The organism is Rhodococcus sp. 5G237, from assembly GCF_053764735.1.
Map to the genome: position 1 here is coordinate 332,769 of NZ_JBSNCD010000005.1, position 17,914 is coordinate 350,682.

The 17,914-nt window shown below is 69.8% G+C and carries 17 protein-coding genes; 5 read left to right on the plus strand and 12 right to left on the minus strand.

From position 1 onward, the window contains the following. The first annotated feature begins 8 nt into the window (after window positions 1–8). Together ACWPOC_RS13855 and ACWPOC_RS13860 are read left to right on the plus strand one after the other, a co-directional pair. Complete coding sequence (locus tag ACWPOC_RS13855; RefSeq protein WP_120284219.1) at window positions 9–344, plus strand: type VII secretion target; 336 nt, start codon at window positions 9–11, stop codon at window positions 342–344. Then, window positions 344–1,561: a hypothetical protein gene (locus tag ACWPOC_RS13860; protein ID WP_120284218.1), complete on the plus strand. Its 1,218-nt coding sequence runs from the start codon at window positions 344–346 to the stop codon at window positions 1,559–1,561. Before ACWPOC_RS13855 ends, ACWPOC_RS13860 begins: the two co-directional genes overlap by 1 nt. A gap of 25 nt (window positions 1,562–1,586) precedes the next feature. On the opposite strand, the gene ACWPOC_RS13865 is transcribed toward ACWPOC_RS13860, so the two are convergent. The 3 genes from ACWPOC_RS13865 to ACWPOC_RS13875 all read right to left on the minus strand — a co-directional run bounded on the left by ACWPOC_RS13865 (window position 1,587) and on the right by ACWPOC_RS13875 (window position 4,295). Next, complete coding sequence (locus ACWPOC_RS13865) at window positions 1,587–2,231, minus strand: hypothetical protein (protein ID WP_183070691.1); 645 nt, start codon at window positions 2,229–2,231, stop codon at window positions 1,587–1,589. Further along, window positions 2,218–3,492 (minus strand): histidine--tRNA ligase, encoded by a 1,275-nt coding sequence (gene hisS, locus ACWPOC_RS13870; RefSeq protein ID WP_120282389.1) that lies wholly within the window; start codon window positions 3,490–3,492, stop codon window positions 2,218–2,220. The genes ACWPOC_RS13865 and hisS overlap by 14 nt, the downstream gene beginning before the upstream one ends. A 119-nt stretch (window positions 3,493–3,611) precedes the next feature. Continuing rightward, the gene (locus tag ACWPOC_RS13875) at window positions 3,612–4,295 is read right to left on the minus strand and encodes an MBL fold metallo-hydrolase (RefSeq protein ID WP_179161701.1); all 684 of its coding nucleotides are present in this window, start codon (window positions 4,293–4,295) and stop codon (window positions 3,612–3,614) included. Between the two features lie 149 nt (window positions 4,296–4,444). On the opposite strand from ACWPOC_RS13875, the gene ACWPOC_RS13880 reads away from it, so the two are divergent. The 3 genes from ACWPOC_RS13880 to ACWPOC_RS13890 all read left to right on the plus strand — a co-directional run bounded on the left by ACWPOC_RS13880 (window position 4,445) and on the right by ACWPOC_RS13890 (window position 7,111). After that, the gene (locus ACWPOC_RS13880) at window positions 4,445–5,320 is read left to right on the plus strand and encodes a peptidylprolyl isomerase (RefSeq protein WP_230787239.1); all 876 of its coding nucleotides are present in this window, start codon (window positions 4,445–4,447) and stop codon (window positions 5,318–5,320) included. Beyond that, a complete protein-coding gene (locus tag ACWPOC_RS13885) occupies window positions 5,320–6,102 on the plus strand; it encodes a peptidylprolyl isomerase (RefSeq protein WP_455408850.1) in 783 nt (260 codons plus the stop codon). Before ACWPOC_RS13880 ends, ACWPOC_RS13885 begins: the two co-directional genes overlap by 1 nt. A 211-nt stretch (window positions 6,103–6,313) precedes the next feature. Beyond that, complete coding sequence (locus ACWPOC_RS13890; RefSeq protein WP_455408851.1) at window positions 6,314–7,111, plus strand: peptidylprolyl isomerase; 798 nt, start codon at window positions 6,314–6,316, stop codon at window positions 7,109–7,111. Window positions 7,112–7,144: 33 nt separating this feature from the next. Here ACWPOC_RS13890 and ACWPOC_RS13895 read toward each other — a convergent pair whose 3' ends face one another. The 9 genes from ACWPOC_RS13895 to ruvC all read right to left on the minus strand — a co-directional run bounded on the left by ACWPOC_RS13895 (window position 7,145) and on the right by ruvC (window position 17,790). Then, on the minus strand, window positions 7,145–9,457 hold the full coding sequence (locus ACWPOC_RS13895) for a RelA/SpoT family protein (RefSeq protein ID WP_120282386.1): 2,313 nt from the start codon (window positions 9,455–9,457) through the stop codon (window positions 7,145–7,147). A gap of 104 nt (window positions 9,458–9,561) precedes the next feature. After that, complete coding sequence (locus tag ACWPOC_RS13900) at window positions 9,562–10,119, minus strand: adenine phosphoribosyltransferase (protein ID WP_120282385.1); 558 nt, start codon at window positions 10,117–10,119, stop codon at window positions 9,562–9,564. Then, the gene (locus tag ACWPOC_RS13905; protein WP_455408852.1) at window positions 10,116–11,867 is read right to left on the minus strand and encodes an ABC transporter substrate-binding protein; all 1,752 of its coding nucleotides are present in this window, start codon (window positions 11,865–11,867) and stop codon (window positions 10,116–10,118) included. The genes ACWPOC_RS13900 and ACWPOC_RS13905 overlap by 4 nt, the downstream gene beginning before the upstream one ends. Window position 11,868: 1 nt before the next feature. Beyond that, window positions 11,869–13,071 (minus strand): protein translocase subunit SecF, encoded by a 1,203-nt coding sequence (secF, locus tag ACWPOC_RS13910; protein WP_455408853.1) that lies wholly within the window; start codon window positions 13,069–13,071, stop codon window positions 11,869–11,871. Between the two features lie 2 nt (window positions 13,072–13,073). After that, window positions 13,074–14,864 carry a protein translocase subunit SecD gene (gene secD / locus ACWPOC_RS13915; RefSeq protein WP_455408854.1) on the minus strand — a complete coding sequence of 597 codons (1,791 nt, stop codon included), beginning with the start codon at window positions 14,862–14,864 and terminating at the stop codon, window positions 13,074–13,076. A 111-nt stretch (window positions 14,865–14,975) separates the two neighbouring features. Further along, window positions 14,976–15,305, minus strand: coding sequence for a preprotein translocase subunit YajC (gene yajC / locus ACWPOC_RS13920; RefSeq protein ID WP_060653180.1), 330 nt, complete (start codon window positions 15,303–15,305; stop codon window positions 14,976–14,978). Window positions 15,306–15,452: 147 nt separating this feature from the next. Beyond that, window positions 15,453–16,622, minus strand: a complete 1,170-nt coding sequence (ruvB, locus tag ACWPOC_RS13925) for a Holliday junction branch migration DNA helicase RuvB (RefSeq protein WP_120282382.1) — start codon at window positions 16,620–16,622, stop codon at window positions 15,453–15,455. Further along, entirely contained in the window at window positions 16,619–17,215 is a 597-nt protein-coding gene (ruvA, locus tag ACWPOC_RS13930; protein ID WP_106199921.1) for a Holliday junction branch migration protein RuvA, read from the minus strand. The genes ruvB and ruvA overlap by 4 nt, the downstream gene beginning before the upstream one ends. Beyond that, entirely contained in the window at window positions 17,212–17,790 is a 579-nt protein-coding gene (gene ruvC, locus ACWPOC_RS13935; RefSeq protein ID WP_059381322.1) for a crossover junction endodeoxyribonuclease RuvC, read from the minus strand. Before ruvC ends, ruvA begins: the two co-directional genes overlap by 4 nt. Between the last annotated feature and the right edge of the window lie 124 nt (window positions 17,791–17,914).

Below are 17,914 nucleotides of genomic sequence, written 5' to 3' on the forward strand. Positions count from 1 at the left end.
GGGGTTCGATGAGCGGTCTGTTTCCCGGTGCCGGAATCCGGGTGGTGCCCGACGGTATTCGAGCGTTCGGGGCCACGAATCTTCGTGCGGCCGAGCAGGTGGCGCAGGCGGGGACGTTCGATCTGCAGGCCAACATCTCCGCGTTGAGCCCGGCTCTGGGACTCATCGGCGGAGAGTTCCTCGCGGTGTTCGCTGCGGCCCAGTCCGAGCACACGCGTGCCGTCACGCAACTGTCGTGGGCCTACGCGTCCAACGGCATCGCAGCACACGAGTCGGCCACCGGTTACGAAACGACCGACACCGGAACGGCTTCGGCGCTGGCCGACGCTGCGGGAGGACTGTGATGCAGGGATCGGTCATCGACACCGCAACACCCGCCGCGTCACCGACCGTTCTCGACGCTCTCCGTGCGTCTCCGATCGGACCGGTCCTCGACGCACCGCTTCCGGTACTACCGGAACCCGTCCTTCCCGAGCCGGGTCTGCCCGTCCTCGAGGCGAATTCGATCGTCGGGCTGCTCGAGTCGATTCCGGTACCGGTGCTGCCCGATCTCGAGACGATCGTGCGGCCGCTCACCGAACTCTGCTCGATGTTCGGCACCGGCATCCTCGACTCGCTCGATCCCTCGGCGATCCTGCAGCAGGGGTCGCGTCTGCTCGAGACCGCCACGATGCTCGGACGCAGTGCGCTGCACGCACTTCCGGAGTCGTGGGAGGGCGTGACGGCCGACGAGGCCGCAGGTCACGGTGTGCGCGCGCAGCAGTCCGCTCTCGAACTGGCCGACCGCGGCGACCGGATCGGCGACGTCACCCGCGCCGCCACGGCGACCGTCGAACGCGGCAACATCGAATTGACCGGCATCGCACAGTCGTTCGTGGCCACGGCGATGGCGGCCGCGCCCGCTCTCGCGACGCCGCCGGGTCAGGCCGCCCTGTTGGCGTCCGCCGCGCAGCATCTCCAGGCGGCACTGGCCGTCGTCGCGCGTACCCGGGGCGAGCTGACGGTCCACACCGTCGCGATGACGGCGCTGACCACGCCGATTCCCGTGCCCGCGCCGGTCGCCGTGGCCGGGGTGCAGGAGATGCGCACGGTCGCCACTGCCGCAACCGATGTCGCGTCGAGTGTCGCAGCGCCGTTCACGGCCGCCGCGCACGCCGCGACCACTCCCACCGCCTACGCCGCGACCGTGCCCACCGCACACGCGGCGGTTCCGACCGTCGGCGCAGCGGTCGCGGGATCGGCCGGAACGGTGTCGGCCGGAGTGGTTGCCGGTCACGGCACCGCGGGGGCCGCGTTCGGAACTGCGGGTGTGCCTGCCGCCGCTCCGATTCCGACCGCCCCGGGCTCGGGAGGGGGTGCGCCGGCCACGACCGGCGCGAGCGCGATGGGAAGGGCACCCTCGACCGGTGGGATGGTCCCCGCGACGTCCGCTCGCGGATCCGACGACGAGGAGCACCGCTCCCCCACCCGTCTGCTGAGTGCCGCCGCGGAGGGCACCGAGGTCGTCGGCGAACTGCCGTTGGTCGTTCCCGCGGTGATCGGTTCGCACGACGACCGGTGAGCGCCAGCTGCCGGTCGACGGGCCGTCAGTCCACGAGCGAGGCGACCTCGTGGTCGGTCAGCGTCGTCTGCGGCACCCGGCCGGCGCCGCGCGCGAGTTCGATCGCCCGGTAGAGCGGGCGTTCGCCGAGCGCGGCGTCGCGGGCCTCGGCCCGCAACTGTTCGACGAGCACCGACGAGATCGCCGCCGCCGGTGCGATCTCGCTGGTGGCGAGCGCATCCGCGAGCTTTCGCAGGGCCAGCACGTCGAGTTCGCGACCGCCGCCGTCGGCGTACAGGGCGAGCGGGACCGACACGAGATTGTGCTCGCCGTCGTTGACGCGCACGACGGCCTGCGACACGCCACCCACCCGGACGATCAGTTCGACCCCGGCGAGTCGCGCGAGATCGACACTGCGCGACCGGAACGCCCCCGACAGGGTGACGACGGTGCCGCGCAGCAGCAGGTGCCGACGCGTCGCCAGGAACGCACCGACGGCCGGCGGCACCGCGAAGACGGCCCCGACGAGCAGCGCGACCCAGCCGGGCGCGACGATCCAGACGAGAACGCCGAGGACGACGCCGACGGCGAGTGCGAGCAGCGCGATCCTGCGGGCGCGTGGCCGGAGCAGCCGGGACGGGATCAGATCGAGCGGGACGGCGGCACCGTCCCGGTCGTCATGCGCCGGCAACGACCTCACCCACACGGGCGACGACGTCCGTGAGTGCAACGTTGTGCTGCTCGCCGTTGCGCAGATCCTTGACGACGATCTCGCCCGCCTCGAGTTCGCGGTCGCCGAGCACGAGGGCGACGACGGCACCGGACTTGTCGGCCGCCTTCATGGCGCCCTTGAGGCCGCGGCCACCGTAGGCGAGGTCGACGCGGACACCCGCGGCGCGCAGCTTGTGCGCGATGGGCACGAGCGCGGCCTTGGCCGCGTCGCCCATCGGCACCCCGTAGACCTCGCACCGCGCGGGACTGCCGGCGGTCTTGCCCTCAGCGGCGAGCGCGAGAACCGTGCGGTCGACGCCGATCCCGAATCCGATGCCCGAGAGCGGCTGGCCGCCGAGCTGTTCCATGAGCCCGTCGTAGCGACCACCACCACCGATGCCGGACTGGGCGCCGAGCCCGTCGTGGACGAACTCGAAGGTGGTCTTCGTGTAGTAGTCGAGGCCGCGCACCATGCGCGGATTGACGACGTACGGAACGCCGATCGCATCGAGGTGCGCGAGCACCTCGTCGAAGTGCGCGCGAGCGGTGTCCGAGAGATGGTCGAGCATCAACGGTGCGTCGGCGGTCATCTCGCGGACCTCCGGGCGCTTGTCGTCGAGCACGCGCAGCGGGTTGATCTCGGCGCGGCGGCGCGTCTCCTCGTCGAGCGGGAGCGAGAACAGGAACTGCTGCAGCTTCTCCCGGTACTGCGGGCGGCAGGTCTCGTCGCCGAGGGACGTGATCTCGAGGCGGAATCCGTCGAGTCCGAGCGACCGGAATCCTGCGTCGGCGACCGCGATGACCTCGGCGTCGAGCGCGGGATCGTCGATGCCGATCGCCTCGACGCCGACCTGCTGGAGCTGACGGTAGCGACCCGCCTGGGGGCGCTCGTAGCGGAAGAACGGTCCGGAATAGGACAGCTTCACGGGGAGCTGACCACGGTCGAGGCCGTGCTCGATCACTGCGCGCATCACGCCCGCGGTGCCCTCGGGACGCAGCGTGACCGAGCGCTCACCGCGATCGGCGAAGGTGTACATCTCCTTCGTGACGACGTCGGTGGATTCGCCGACGCCGCGAGCGAACAAGCTGGTGTCCTCGAAGATGGGCAGCTCGACGTGCCCGTACCCCGCCAGGCGTGCGGCACGGGTCAGACCGTCCCGTACCGCCACGAACTCCGCCGACTGCGGGGGAACGTAATCGGGCACACCCTTCGGCGCCGAAAACGTGGAGGCCTTGCTCACTGGTACTGCCTTCTCTCGGGATTCTCTCGGTTGGTCACCGGACGGATCGCGGTGTTCGTGCGTCGGTATCGATGCGCCGGTGTCGATGTGTCAGTGTTCGTGCGTCGGTGTTCGTGCCGTCAGCGGGATTCTGCCAGGCCGGTGAGGAAGGGATTCGACACCCGTTCCTGCCCGATCGTGCTCGCCCCGCCGTGTCCGGGGAGGATGTTGGTGCCGTCGTCGAGCACGAGCAGTTTGCGCGCGATCGAGTCGAGCAGTTGCGCGTGATCGCCGCCGGGCAGGTCGGTGCGGCCGATCGATCCCTGGAACAGGGTGTCGCCGGTCAGAGCGACGTTCAGGACGGCTCCGTCGGGCGTGGTGGTGCGGGTGCGCAGGACGACCGAGCCGCGGGTGTGCCCGGGCGTGTGGTCGACGACGAACTCGATTCCGGCGTGTTCGATCTCGTCCCCGTCGGCGAACTCCACGACCTGCTGCGGTTCGACGAACTCGACGCCGTCGAGGAAGGGCGCAAGGCTCGACCCCATGCCCTGCAGCGGATCGGTGAGCATCATCCGGTCGTCCGGATGGATGTAGACGGGGATCCCGTACCGGTCGGCCACCGGCTGCGCCGACCACATGTGGTCGAGGTGACCGTGCGTGAGCAGCACCGCGCGGGGCGTGAGATCGGATCCGGTGAGGAACTCCACGAGCGGCTCGGCGGCGTCCTGGCCGGGATCGACGACGACGCACTCCTTCGCGTTGTCCTGCGCGAGGATGTAGCAGTTGGTCTGGAACATCCCGGCAGGGAATCCGGTCACGAGCACGAGCATCGCTCCTACGGGTGGAAGCCTTCGAGGTCTCCTACAGACTATGCGTTGCGCCCTGCCCGCGGGTTGCCGGTCCCGGGTGGCAGACTCGGGTCTGCTTCGAAGTCGGTTGGACCACATCGATCGTTCACGGGAGGACTACTGCAGTGCCGAGCAACGCACAACGGCGCCAGGCCGCGAAACGCAAACTCGAACGGCAGCTCGAGCGTCGAGCCGAACGCGAGCGCAAGCGGCGCCGCATGACGATCGCGCTGTCCGCGCTCGGAGTGATCGTGGTCGTCGGCGCCGGTGTTGCTCTGTGGGCGGTCAACCGGGGCGACGACACGGCCACCGAGGCGGCGTCGAACGACACCTCCGGTTCGGAAATGGAGTATGCCGCGCTCCCCGAGGGCCGGTCCGAGCCGTTGCCCGAGACGGTGAGCTGCTCCTACCCCGCGGACGGCCGCGAACCGTCGAAGCCGGCAGAGCCGCCGCGCACCGAAGGCATCCGCACCACCGGCGAGGGCAACACGGACATCAGCGTCAGCGTGGAGACGAGCCAGGGGAACATCGGCCTGATCCTGCACAACGACGATTCGCCGTGCACCGTCAACAGCTTCCTGTCGCTGGCCTCGCAGAACTTCTTCGACGAGACGGTCTGCCATCGGCTCACCACCTCGCCGTCCCTGCAGGTCCTGCAGTGCGGCGACCCGTCGGGTAGCGGGTCGGGCGGTCCGGGATACCAGTTCGCGAACGAGTTCCCGACCGACCAGTTCGCCGCCGACGATCCCGCGGCACAGGAACCGATGACCTATCCGCGCGGCACGCTCGCGATGGCCAACGCCGGCCCGGACACCAACGGCAGCCAGTTCTTCCTGGTGTACGGCGATTCGGTGCTGCCGCCGCAGTACACCGTCTTCGGCACGATCGACGAGACCGGTCTCGCGACCCTCGACAAGATCGCCGCGGCCGGGGTCGCAGGCGGAGCCGCCGACGGTGCCCCCGCGCTGGAGACCACCCTCACGTCGGTCAGGATGGACTGATGATCCGATTGCGCACCACCCTCGCCGCCGGCGCCGGGCTGGCACTCCTGCTCACGGGATGCTCCGACGACACGTCCACCGACAGCGCCGCGACCTCCTCGGCACCCGCGTCCGTCGCCGACCGGGAGTCCCCCGCCTACACGGGCGAACTGCCGGAGCGCCCCGCCGGTGGCGATCCCGTCTCGTGCACCTACAACGCCTCGGGTGACGCCGCGCGCGACGTGACCGCCCCGTCCGCGGACGACGTCTCCGCCACCGGCACCACCGCCGCGCAGATCACCACCAGCGTCGGCGTGATCGGTGTGGAGCTCGACCGGGCCGCGGCCCCGTGCACGGTCAACAGCTTCGTGTCCCTCGCCGAGCAGGGCTACTTCGACGACACGCCCTGCCACCGGCTGGTGACCTCGCCGGGTCTGCAGGTGCTGCAGTGCGGCGACCCGACGGGCACCGGCACGGGCGGGCCGGGCTACGGCTTCGACACCGAGTACCCGGAGAACGTGTACGCACCCGGCGACGCCCAGCTGCGCCAGCCGGTGATCTACCCGCGCGGCACGGTCGCGATGGCCAACACCGGCCGGCCCGGCAGCAACGGCAGCCAGTTCTTCCTGGTCTACGAGGATTCGCAGCTTCCCCCCACCTACACGGTCTTCGGGACGGTCGACGAAGCCGGACTCGCCGTGATCGAGGAGGTCGCAGCAGAGGGCGACGACGGATCGATGGCGGCCGGCGGCGGTGCCCCCAACCGCGCGGTGCAGATCGAGTCGGTGACCGTCGGGTCCTGACACACGCCTGCACGCACAACGCACGGACGTCCCGCCCCGGATTTCGGGGCGGGACGTCGGCGTCTTCCGGGCTCCGAAGGCGTGGATGCTGCCGTCCGGCGCGAAATCCGCCGGCCCCATCACCTCACGGGGTGATCTCGGGGGTGATTGTTCACCGATCCGCACTCGGCACCTATCGGTTCGTGCAGGGTTCCGATAGCGTCCCGATTCTGTGATCCACACCACCGAGCGGCGGTTCGTGTCCCGGCTCCGCACCGTTGTTCCACTCTGTCTCGTCGCCGTCGCAGCGTTGCTCGGCGGTTGTGCGCAGGACGCCGGTTCCGCGACCACGAAGGTCACCGAGGCCGCACAGCCACGGTCGGCTCCCCCGCGCGATCTGTCCATCTATCGCGGACTCCCCGAGGTCCCGGCCCCACCGGCACCGACCGTGACGTGCGAGTACGTCGACAAGGGTGGTGCTCGTCCCCCGTCGACCGCATCGACCGTGGGCATCGTCGACCTCACCCTCGAGACGTCGATCGGAGCGATCCCGCTCGTGCTCGACCGGGCCCAGGCGCCGTGCACGGTCAACAGCTTCGTCGATCTCGCGCGTCGCGGGTTCTACGACGGCACGTCCTGCCACCGTCTCGCAACCGATCCGGGCGGTGAGCTCTACCAGTGCGGCGACCCGACCGGCACGGGATCCGGCGGTCCCGGCTACACCTTCGCGGACGAGTATCCGGTGCCCCAGTTCGATGCGGAGGCGGCGACATCCTATCTCCCGCCGGCGGTGCTGTATCCGCGCGGCACGATCGCGATGGCCAATGCCGGGGTGGAGAACAGCAACGGCAGCCAGTTCTTCCTGCTGCTCGGAGATTCGCTGTTGCGACCGGACTTCACGGCCTTCGGCCGCATCGCCGATGCCGGGATGCCGGTGCTCGACGCGGCCGCCGCGAACGGACACGACGGTTCCAGCCCGCTCGGGGGTGGCGTACCCACGACGCCCGTCGTGATCGGAGCCGTACGGTGACGCAGCGACGTGAACGGGGCCGATCGGGGGCGATCAGGCAGCCGAGGTCACCCGGTAGACGTCGTAGACGCCCTCGACGTTGCGGACGACGTTGAGCACGTGTCCGAGATGCTTCGGATCGCCCATCTCGAAGGTGAACCGGCTCACCGCGACCCGGTCGCCCGTGGTCGTCACCGAGGCCGACAGGATGTTGACCTTCTCGTCGGCGAGCGCCTTCGTGACGTCCGACAGCAGGCGGTGCCGATCGAGGGCCTCGATCTGGATCGCGACGAGGAAGACCGACGACGGCGAGGGCGCCCACTGCACCTCGATGATGCGCTCCGACTGCTCCCGCAGCGACCCGGCGTTGGTGCAGTCGGTGCGGTGCACGCTCACCGCTCCGGTGCGGGTCACGAAGCCCATGATTTCGTCGCCGGGGACGGGCGTGCAGCACTTGGCGAGCTTCGAGACCGTACCCGGTGCGCCCGGCACGAGGACACCGGAGTCGCCGCTGTGCCGCGAGCGAGTGGGGATGGTCGACGGGGTCGACCGCTCGGCCAGCTCCTCCTCGACACCACCGACCCCGCCGAGCAGCGCGACCAGCCGTTGCACGACGTGGTGTGCCGAGACGTGGTGCTCACCGACGGCGGTGTACAGCGCCGAGACGTCGGCGTAGCGCAGTTCCTTGGCGACCGCGACCATCAGGTCGGCGTTCATCAGGCGCTGCAGCGGCAAACCGACGCGACGGACCTCCTTCGCGATGGCGTCCTTGCCGGATTCGAGGGCCTCCTCGCGACGTTCCTTGGCGAACCACTGCCGGATCTTCGCCTTGGCGCGGGGTGAGACGACGAACGACTGCCAGTCGCGGCTCGGGCCGGCGTTCGGGTCCTTGGAGGTGAAGACCTCCACGACTTCGCCGTTCTCGAGCTTGCGTTCGAGGGCGACGAGTCGGCCGTTGACGCGGGCTCCGATGCAGCGGTGCCCGACCTCGGTGTGCACGGCGTACGCGAAGTCCACGGGCGTCGAGCCGGAGGGCAGGGTGATCACGTCGCCCTTGGGCGTGAAGACGAAGATCTCCTTGACCGCCAGGTCGTAGCGGAGCGATTCGAGGAACTCCCCCGGGTCGGCCGCTTCCCGCTGCCAGTCGAGGAGCTGCCGCATCCAGGCCATGTCGTCGAGCTCGGCGACATCACCCGAGTGGCGTCCCTTGGTCTCCTTGTACCGCCAGTGCGCGGCGATGCCGAACTCGGCGGTGCGGTGCATCTCGTGCGTGCGGATCTGCACCTCGAGCGGCTTGCCCTCGGGACCGATGACGGTGGTGTGCAGCGACTGGTAGACGCCGTAGCGGGGCTGCGCGATGTAGTCCTTGAACCGTCCCGCCATGGGCTGCCACAGCGAGTGCACGACACCGACGGCCGCGTAGCAGTCGCGGATCTCGTTGCACAGGATGCGCACGCCGACCAGGTCGTGGATGTCGTCGAAGTCGCGGCCCTTGACGATCATCTTCTGGTAGATCGACCAGTAGTGCTTGGGCCGGCCCTCGACGACCGCGTCGATCCGCGACGCCGCGAGTGTCCGCCCGATCTCGTCGCGGACGGTGGCCAGATAGGTGTCGCGCGACGGCGCGCGGGTCGCGACGAGCCGGACGATCTCCTCGTACTTCTTCGGATGGAGGATCGCGAAGGCGAGGTCCTCGAGCTCCCACTTGACCGTCGCCATCCCGAGTCGGTGGGCCAGCGGGGCAATGACCTCGAGGGTCTCGCGTGCCTTGCGGGCCTGCTTCTCGGGAGGCAGGAAGCGCATGGTCCGCATGTTGTGCAGGCGGTCGGCGACCTTGATGACGAGCACCCGGGGGTCGCGCGCCATCGCGATGATCATCTTGCGGATGGTCTCGCCCTCGGCGGCCGAGCCGAGCACGACCTTGTCGAGTTTGGTGACGCCGTCGACGAGATGCGCGACCTCTTCACCGAACTCGGCGGTGAGCTGCTCGAGCGTGTACCCGGTGTCCTCGACGGTGTCGTGGAGCAGTGCCGCGACGAGGGTCGTGGTGTCCATGCCGAGTTCGGCGAGGATCGTGGCGACCGCCAGCGGGTGGGTGATGTACGGATCGCCGGACTTGCGCTTCTGGCTGGCGTGCCGTTCCTCGGCGACGTCGTACGCGCGCTGCAGCTGCGAGAGGTCGGCCTTGGGATACAGCTCGCGGTGGATGGTGACCAGCGGCTCGAGGACCGGCTTGAGGCTCGTGCCCCGCTGACCGGTGATGCGTCGCGCCAGGCGGGCGCGTACCCGCCTCGACGCGGAGCTCGATGCCGGTGTGGGGGTCGGGTTCTGACCGGAATTGTGGGACCGATCGAGATTCTGGGTCATGCCTCCACCTCCCGTCGCGGCTGCGAACCCGGTTCGTCACCGATGCGCATGTCCGGACCGTACGGGTCCGGCGGGTTCACCGGCACCTGTGGCAACTCTATCTCTCAGATCCGCACGAGAGACGTGAGCGGGTACTTCTGCAGTCGCGCCCGGCCGCCGAGGGCTTCGATCTCGGTGACGACGGTGATCCCGACGACCTCGGCGCCGACGCGTTCGAGCAGTTCGACGGTCGCGGCGAGGGTTCCGCCGGTCGCGAGGACGTCGTCGACGACGAGCACCTTGCGGCCATGGAGGGCCATCCAGTCGCCCGGGATCTCGATCGCAGCGGTGCCGTATTCGAGGCTGTATTCACAGGTCTGGACGGGCGGCGGGAGTTTGCCCGCCTTGCGGACGGCGAGCACGCCCACCCCGAGGGTGCGGGCGATGCCGCCGCCGAGGAGGAAGCCGCGCGCATCGATGCCGGCGACGAGTTCGGCGTCGGGAGCCGCGGAAGCCAGCGCCGCGATCACGGCCGAGAAGGACGGTCCGTCGGCGAAGACGGGCGTCAGGTCGGCGAAACGGACACCCGCGGTCGGGAAGTCGTCGACCCATCGGGTGTGTTCGGCGACGGCCCCGGCAGCTTCCTCGACGAGCCGCGGGTCGCCGATCCGTTGAGCGTTCATCCTCTGAGTATCCACCGGTCCATGTTCCAGCCCGCACCCGCGGTCGTCGGGTTGGGCACCCCGGCATGCATTCCCGCCGCGAACCCGATCGTGCGGGGCTGCGCGAACAGGGGCAGGGTGGGGACGTCGCCCCACAGGATGCGTTCGGCCTCGGTCGCGAGTCCTGCGATGGCCGCGTTGTCCTTCGCCACGAGCAGACCGTCGAGCAGTTCGTCGACGCGGCCGATCGAATAGCCGCCGACATTGCTGCCGGCGCCGGAGTGCAGTGCGCCGCGGGCGTGCTCCATGTCGGCGGCGCCACCGGCACCGGCCGCCGTGGCCGTCCCGACGAGGATCGCATCGACCTCCCCCGCCGTCAGTTGCGACGGCGTGAAGCTGTCGGAGCCGGCGTCGACGATCTCGATGCCCGCCTCGCGGCAGGACTCGCCGATCAGCTCGACGGTGCGCGCGCGGCGCTCGTCCGGTCCGAGATAGCCGATGCGGACCTGCATGCGGTCCTGACCGGAGGCCTCACGTTCGGAACGCGCGGCGTCGATGTCGACCTCGGCGTAGCGTTCGGCGGTCGGCACGGTCTGCGGGTACAGCGGTGAGTCGGGAGCCAGGAGCCGCGAGGTGATCGGGCCCGTGACACCGTTCGACTCGTCGGATGCGCCGAGCTCGTCGAACAGCTGTGTGCGAGGCGTGCACAGGGCGACGGCGCGGCGCGCCGCCGGGTCCTGGAAGACACCGCTCGTGGCGAACACCAGTTGTTCGAGGTTGCGTGAGACGACGGTGGAGACGTCGGCGCCGTCCCCGAGGTTGCTGTGACCGACGGATCCCTCGGCCACGTCGACGACGTGGATGCGGCCGTCCTCCGCGGCCGCGGACGTGTCGGTGCCACGCGGCCAGACGACGATGCGGTCGGTGCCCGGGGCGTTCCCCCACCACCGCTCGTTCGCGACGAGCGTCAGGCCGTCCTCGGCGGTGTACGACTCGATGCGGTACGGGCCCGCGGACGGGAACAGCGCCGGATCTATCTCACCCGGGGTGAGGCTCCAGCCGGTGTTCCAGAACTCCGCGATGCGCCGGACGGCGTCGGTGTCGTTCGCCGTGATCGCTCCGACCAGGTCGGACACACCCGACCGTCCTGCCGCCACGTGGGCCGGCATCAGCTCGGTGGCCCCGAACAGCGCCTTCCAGTTCGTGTCCTCGCGACCGGGCCGGAAGACGACGGTGGCCTCCTTCGAGCCGGGCCGACAGTCGACCCGGTCGATGTCGGCGTAACCACCGCGATGGGCGGCGTCGAACAGCGGGACCTGCTCGCCGGACTCGTCGGGAGCGGTGAAGCGTCCGCTCGACGCGGCCCAGGCCAGGACGAGGTCGTCGCAGGACATGGGCACACCGTCGGAGTAGACCGCATTCGGCGACAGGCGGTACTGCACGGTGAGCCCCTCACCGGGCACGACCGAGGCGGTGCCGATGTCGGTGTCCGCGATCACCCGGCCCGACGGACCGACGTAGCCGAAGCCCGGCAGCACCCGGGCGAACGCCTGGCGCGCGCCCGAGGCCGCACCGTCGACGGTGTTGGCGTTGTAGGTCGTCACCGTGTTGTCGATCGCGTACCCGATCGAGGGCACCGGTTCCTCGTCCGTGCCGCACGCGACGGTGGAGAACGCGAGTGTCGAGGCCACCGCCGCGCACGCGAGGAGCGTGCCGCGGCGCCTCGGCGACCGCGTCGTCGTCGGGTCGTTCCGCTCGCTCACCGCCATGTCAGGACCTTCTCTTGCCGCGCTTTCCGGTGGGTCGTGCCCCTGGGGCGGGGCCGCGACGGACCGTCGCCCGGTCGGGCAGGGATCCGGCGTCCTGCACCGTCGGCACCACCTTCGCGTCGACCGCGTCGGCCGACTGCGATCCGGCCGTCGTCCCGGTCTTCGCCGCGCGGGCGGCGGCCTCCTCCCGCTTGGCGAGCACCTTGCGGGTGTGCTTCGCGACCGGACCACGCCATTCCTCGAGCGTAACCAGCAACGGGGTCGCGAAGAAGATCGACGAGAAGGTACCGACGACGATGCCGACCAACTGGACGAGGGCGAGGTCCTTGAGCGTGCCCACACCGAGGAGCCACACCGCGATGACCATCAGCGCCAGCACCGGCAACACCGAGATGATCGTGGTGTTGATCGAGCGCATGAGCGTCTGGTTGACGGCGAGGTTGGCCTGCTCGGCGTAGGTGCGACGATGCAGGTGCAGGATGCCGCGGGTGTTCTCCTCGACCTTGTCGAAGACGACGACCGTGTCGTAGAGCGAGAAACCGAGGATCGTGAGCAGACCGATGACGGTCGCAGGGCTGACCTCGAATCCGACGAGGGCGTAGACACCTGCTGTCACGATGATGTCGAAGAACAGGGCGGCGATCGCTGAGATCGCCATGTTCCGCTGGTATCGGATCGTGATGTAGATGCTGACGATGACGAGGAAGACCACCAGCGCGATGAGCGCCTTGTTGGTGATCTGGCTTCCCCACGTCTCGCTGACGTCGGCGACGCTGATCGAGTTGCGGGACGGCTCACCGTCCGGCCCGGCGGGCCGGAACTCCTCGAACAGCGCGGTCTGCAGCTCCGCGACCTGATCGCCGTCGAGGGTCTCCGACCGGATCTGGACGGTCGCTCCGTCGCCGGCGCCGACGGTCTGCACCGCTTCGGGTTCGAAGCCGATGGTGTCGCTGAAGACGGTCTCGACGTCCTCGACGGAGACGCCCGGCACGGCCGGCATCTGGATGCGGGTGCCGCCCTCGAAGTCGATACCCCAGCTGAATCCGCGCAGCAGCATGCTGAGCAGGGCGATCAGCACGATCACCGCGGTGACGATGTACCACCGCTTGCGGCGTCCGACGATCTCGAAGGCGCCCGTGCCGGTGTACAGACGGGACAGTCGGCTGTGCTGCGGCGCGGCCGTCGTCGTGGTCGTGTCGGTCATCGTCACGCCTCCTTCGCAGCGGTCGCGGCGACGAGACGACGCTCGTCGGCCACCTGCTGGATCGCGCCCAGACCGTTCACGCTCGGCTTGGACCAGAACTTCGACTTCGAGGCCAGGAACACCAGCGGCCAGGTCACCAGGAACACGACGACGACGTCGAGGATCGTGGTGAGGCCGAGGGTGAACGCGAAGCCGCGGACCTGACCGACGGCCAGGACGTAGAGCACGGCGGCGGCGATGAAGCTGACCGCGTTACCGGACAGGATCGTCCGGCGGGCACGGGCCCAACCGCGCGGCACCGCGGAACGGAAACTCCGCCCCTCACGGATCTCGTCCTTGATCCGTTCGAAGAACACGACGAACGAGTCGGCGGTCATGCCGATACCGATGATGAGACCGGCGACGCCGGCGAGGTCGAGCGTGAACCCGATGTATCTGCCGAGCAGCACCATGACCGCGTAGACCGCCAGGCCCGACAGGACGAGCGACAGTGCGGTAAGCAGTCCGAGCATCCGGTAGTAGGCGAGGCAGAAGAGCAGCACGAGGGCCAGGCCCACCGCACCGGCGATCAGGCCGGCTTCGAGCGAGGCCAGACCCAGTGTCGCGGAGACGGTCTCGGCTTCGGACGCCACGAACGACAGCGGCAGCGAGCCGTACTTGAGGGTGTTCGCGAGCTCGGCGGCCTGCGTGTTCGTGAACTGGCCGGTGATCGAGGTTGCACTGCCGGCGGGCGTCGCACCCTGGATCACGGGGGCACTGACGACCTTCGAGTCGAGCACGAAGGCGGCCTGCTGACCGATGTTCGCGGCCGTGAACTGCGCCCAGGTGTTGCTGCCCTCGCTGTCGAAGGTCAGGCTGACCTCGTAGCGCGACTGCTGCTGGTTGAAGCCGGAGGTCGCGTCGTCGATCTGCTGGCCGTCGATGATGCTCGGGCCGAGCAGGTAGATCGCGGTACTGTCCGTGGAGCACGCGACGAGCGGAAGCGCCGGATCGTCGTTGCCCGCGAGCGGGTCGGCGGCGGAGCAGTCGAGCGCGAGAGCCGCGGCCTGCTGCACCGCGGGGTCCTCGCTCTGACGGGTGGCCTTGGCCGCCGCGATGTCGGCGGCCGCCTGTTCCTGCGGCGTGAGCGAGCCGTCGTTCTCGGGAGCCTCGGGGGCTCCGGTGGGCTCGGCCGGAGCCTGGGGCGTCTCGGCCGGTGCCGGGGCATCGGTGGGCGCGGTGGGATCCTGCGCCGGGAACGGACGTCCCTGCGGTTCGGGTGCGTCGGCGGGCGGAGCCTCGTCGGCCGGGGCGGGTTCGCCGGGAGCCGGTTCTGCGGGGGCCGGTTCTGCGGGGGCCGGTTCTGCGGGCAGCTCGCCCTCGGGCGTGCCGGCGCCGGGCTGCTCGGCGAGATCCTCGGCGGTCATGTTCGCGTCGATCGGTCCCCCGATCACCGGCCTGATGTACAGACGGGCGGTCTGGCCCAGAGTCCTGGCCTGGGCGCTGTCCTCACCCGGGACGGTGATCACGAGGTTGTCGCCCTCGACGATCACTTCCGAACCCGACACACCGAGCCCGTTGACGCGGGTCTCGATGATCTGCTGGGCCTGGCGGAGGCTGTCCGGACTCGGGCTGCTCCCGTCGGGGGTTCGCGCGGTGAGGGTGACACGGGTGCCACCCTGCAGGTCGATGCCCAGCTTCGGGGTGGGCGACTTGTCCCCGGTGAAGAAGACCAGTGCATACAACGCGGCGAGAATCACCCCGAACAGGGCGAGAGCGCGCACGGGATGCACCGATCCGTTGGAAGGTGCCACGGTCTGTCAGTCTCCTCGATGCGAGTGAGTGGTGGTCGGGTGCAGTCGCGCGGCGCTCGGCACCGGCACCGGAGGACTCCGGTGCCGAAACCGTGCGTCGCGGATCGACTGTCAGTACTCGGTCGGACGTCCCTCCGGCGGGTTCGCATCGTCGTCCTTGCGGAGCAGATCCGGATCCTGCGGGGTCGCAGTCTCGACGCGCTCCCGGATGACCAGACGCGACCAGGTCGTCACGACACCCGGCGCGATCTCGAGATCGACGGTGTCGTCGGCGAGCGCGGCCACCGTGGCGTGCAGACCCGCGGTGGTCATCACGCGGTCGCCGATGCGCAGGGAGTCCTGCAGCGCCGTCACCTTCTGCATCTCCTTCTTCTGACGCCGCACGCCCAGGAAGGTCGGGACGAGCAGTGCCAGGATCAGGAGAGGGAAGAGCAGTTCCATCGTTGAAGTCAGTCCTCGGTCGTTGTCGGTGGGTGGTGACGCGAGCGACACCAGCGGGTCGTGGTGGCGCATGCGGCACCACGACATCGGGATCGGCCTCCACGGACCGACGCAGTAGACCAGTGTGCCATTCCCCGGGCGAGCGTCCTACCGCCGTACGTCCGGATCGTCCGGGTCGGACGGATCGATGCCGTCGTCGAGGGTGCCGGCGGGGTCGTCCTCGAACAGCTCGAGCTGGGGTTCGCGTGCACGCACCTCGATGCCACCGGTGGCGGCCTCCGGCGGCGGGGTGAGGCCGAGCTGCAACCAGGCGGCCTGCGTCGCGACACGTCCGCGCGGGGTGCGGGCGACCATGCCGGCGCGGACCAGGAACGGCTCGCACACCTCCTCGACGGTTGCGGGCTCCTCCCCCACGGCCACGGCGAGTGTCGACACGCCGACCGGGCCGCCACCGAAACTGCGGACGAGTGCGCCGAGGACGGCGCGGTCGAGACGGTCGAGACCGATCGGGTCGACGTCGTACACCTCGAGCGCGGCCTGGGCGACGGCCCGGGTGACGACACCGTCGGCGCGCACGTCGGCGTAGTCGCGGACACGGCGGAGCAACCGGTTGGCGATACGCGGCGTCCCGCGGGAGCGACCGGCGATCTCCGCTGCGGCGTCGTCGCGCAGATCGATACCGAGGATCGACGCGGAGCGGTGCAGGATCCGCTGCAGTTCGGGAGGCTCGTAGAAGTCCATGTGCGCGGTGAAACCGAACCGGTCGCGGAGCGGGCCGGTGAGGGCACCGGAACGGGTGGTCGCGCCGACGAGGGTGAACGGTGCGACCTCGAGCGGGATGGATGTCGCGCCGGGCCCCTTTCCTACCACGACGTCGACGCGGAAGTCCTCCATCGCGAGGTACAGCATCTCCTCGGCCGGTCGGGCGATGCGGTGGATCTCGTCGATGAACAGCACGTCGCCCTCGGCGAGATTCGACAGCATCGCGGCGAGATCGCCGGCGCGTTCGAGCGCGGGACCGGAGGTCAGTCTCAGCGACGTGCCGAGTTCGGCGGCGATGATCATCGCCATCGATGTCTTGCCGAGACCGGGCGGGCCGGACAGGAGGATGTGGTCGGGAGTGCCGCCGCGGAGTTTCGCTCCTCGCAGGACGAGCTGCAACTGCTCGCGGACCCGCGGTTGGCCGATGAAGTCGTCGAGGCTGGTCGGACGCAGGCTCGTCTCGATGTCGCTGTCGGAGGGCAGATGCTCCGCCGTGACCGGCGACTGCTCGCGGTCGGCCGATGCAGCATCGAATTCGCGGTACTCGTCGGTCACCGCGACCTGCCCAGCAGCTTGAGCGCCGAGCGCAGAGCCGTCGAGACGTCGGCGCCCGGGTCCTCGGTGAGGACCTTGTCGGCGGCCGGCTCGGCCTGACGCGGCGTGAATCCGAGACCGACCAGCGCCTCGACGATCTGGTCGCGCAGCGGCGAGGCACCGGCCGCGACGGGCGACGACCCCGTGGCGCCGAAGGCCGCGACCTTGTCGCGCAGTTCGACGATCATGCGTTCGGCACCGCGCTTGCCGATCCCGGGCACCCGCGTCAGCGCCGCGGTGTTGCCGTCGGCGAGAGCCGCACGCAGAGCATCGGGTTCGAGGACGGCGAGCGTGGCCATGGCGAGCCGAGGACCGACGCCGCTGACCGTCTGCAGCAGGCCGAACAGCTCGCGCGCCTCCGCGTCGACGAAGCCGTACAGCGTCATGGAGTCCTCGCGGACGATCATCGCGGTGGCGAGCCTGGCCTGCTCACCGCGCCGGAGACCGGCGAGGGTCGCGGGTGTGGTGTTGATCCGATAGCCGATCCCACCCGCCTCGATCACCACGTGGTCGAGGGCTATGTCGAGTACCTCGCCGTGTACCGAGGCGATCACCGGCTACCTGCCTTCCGTGCGGCCGACTGTTCGCGCAGCCGCTCCTCGTAGCGTTTCTTCTGCTGGGCGGCCGCAGCTTCGGCGGCCGCGAGTCTGGCGAGCAGCGGGGCCCGCCAACAGTGTGCGACGGCCAGCGCGAGCGCGTCGGCGGCGTCGGCGGGCTTCGGCGCGGCGTCGAGCTTGAGGATGCGGGTGATCATCGTGGTCACCTGCTTCTTGTCGGCCGTGCCACTGCCGGTGACCGCGGCCTTCACCTCGCTCGGCGTGTGGAACATGACCGGGATCGAGCGACGCGCCGCTGCCAGGGCGACGACGCCGCCGGCCTGCGCGGTGCCCATCGCGGTGCGCACGTTGTGCTGGGAGAACACGCGCTCGATCGCGACGACGTCGGGCTTGTAGCGGTCCATCCACTCCTCGACCGAGTCGGAGACCTTGAGGAGCCGGTGCTCGAGGTCGAGTTCGGGCGAGGTGCGGATGACGCCGACGGCGACGGGGATCACGTCGCGTCCGCGTCCCGTGTCGACCATCCCCAGACCACAGCGGGTCAGACCGGGGTCGACACCCATCACGCGCACCCGACTCACCTCTCGACACCCGAATACGGCCGGTTTCCGATGCATCCGACGGACCCGACCTCGCTTCGCACGATTGCGAACGCCTGTTCGAGAGCATAGCGGCCGGGATCGGGTGCCGGGAGAC

Coding starts and splice junctions, on each gene's coding strand:
- ACWPOC_RS13885 (WP_455408850.1), top strand. CDS start 5,320: ATGATCCGATTGCGCACCACCCTCGCCGCCGGCGCCGGGCTGGCACTC.
- ACWPOC_RS13905 (WP_455408852.1), bottom strand. CDS start 11,867: ATGGCGGTGAGCGAGCGGAACGACCCGACGACGACGCGGTCGCCGAGG.
- yajC (WP_060653180.1), bottom strand. CDS start 15,305: ATGGAACTGCTCTTCCCTCTCCTGATCCTGGCACTGCTCGTCCCGACC.
- ACWPOC_RS13895 (WP_120282386.1), bottom strand. CDS start 9,457: ATGACCCAGAATCTCGATCGGTCCCACAATTCCGGTCAGAACCCGACC.
- ACWPOC_RS13860 (WP_120284218.1), top strand. CDS start 344: ATGCAGGGATCGGTCATCGACACCGCAACACCCGCCGCGTCACCGACC.
- ACWPOC_RS13855 (WP_120284219.1), top strand. CDS start 9: ATGAGCGGTCTGTTTCCCGGTGCCGGAATCCGGGTGGTGCCCGACGGT.
- secF (WP_455408853.1), bottom strand. CDS start 13,071: ATGACCGACACGACCACGACGACGGCCGCGCCGCAGCACAGCCGACTG.
- ACWPOC_RS13900 (WP_120282385.1), bottom strand. CDS start 10,119: ATGAACGCTCAACGGATCGGCGACCCGCGGCTCGTCGAGGAAGCTGCC.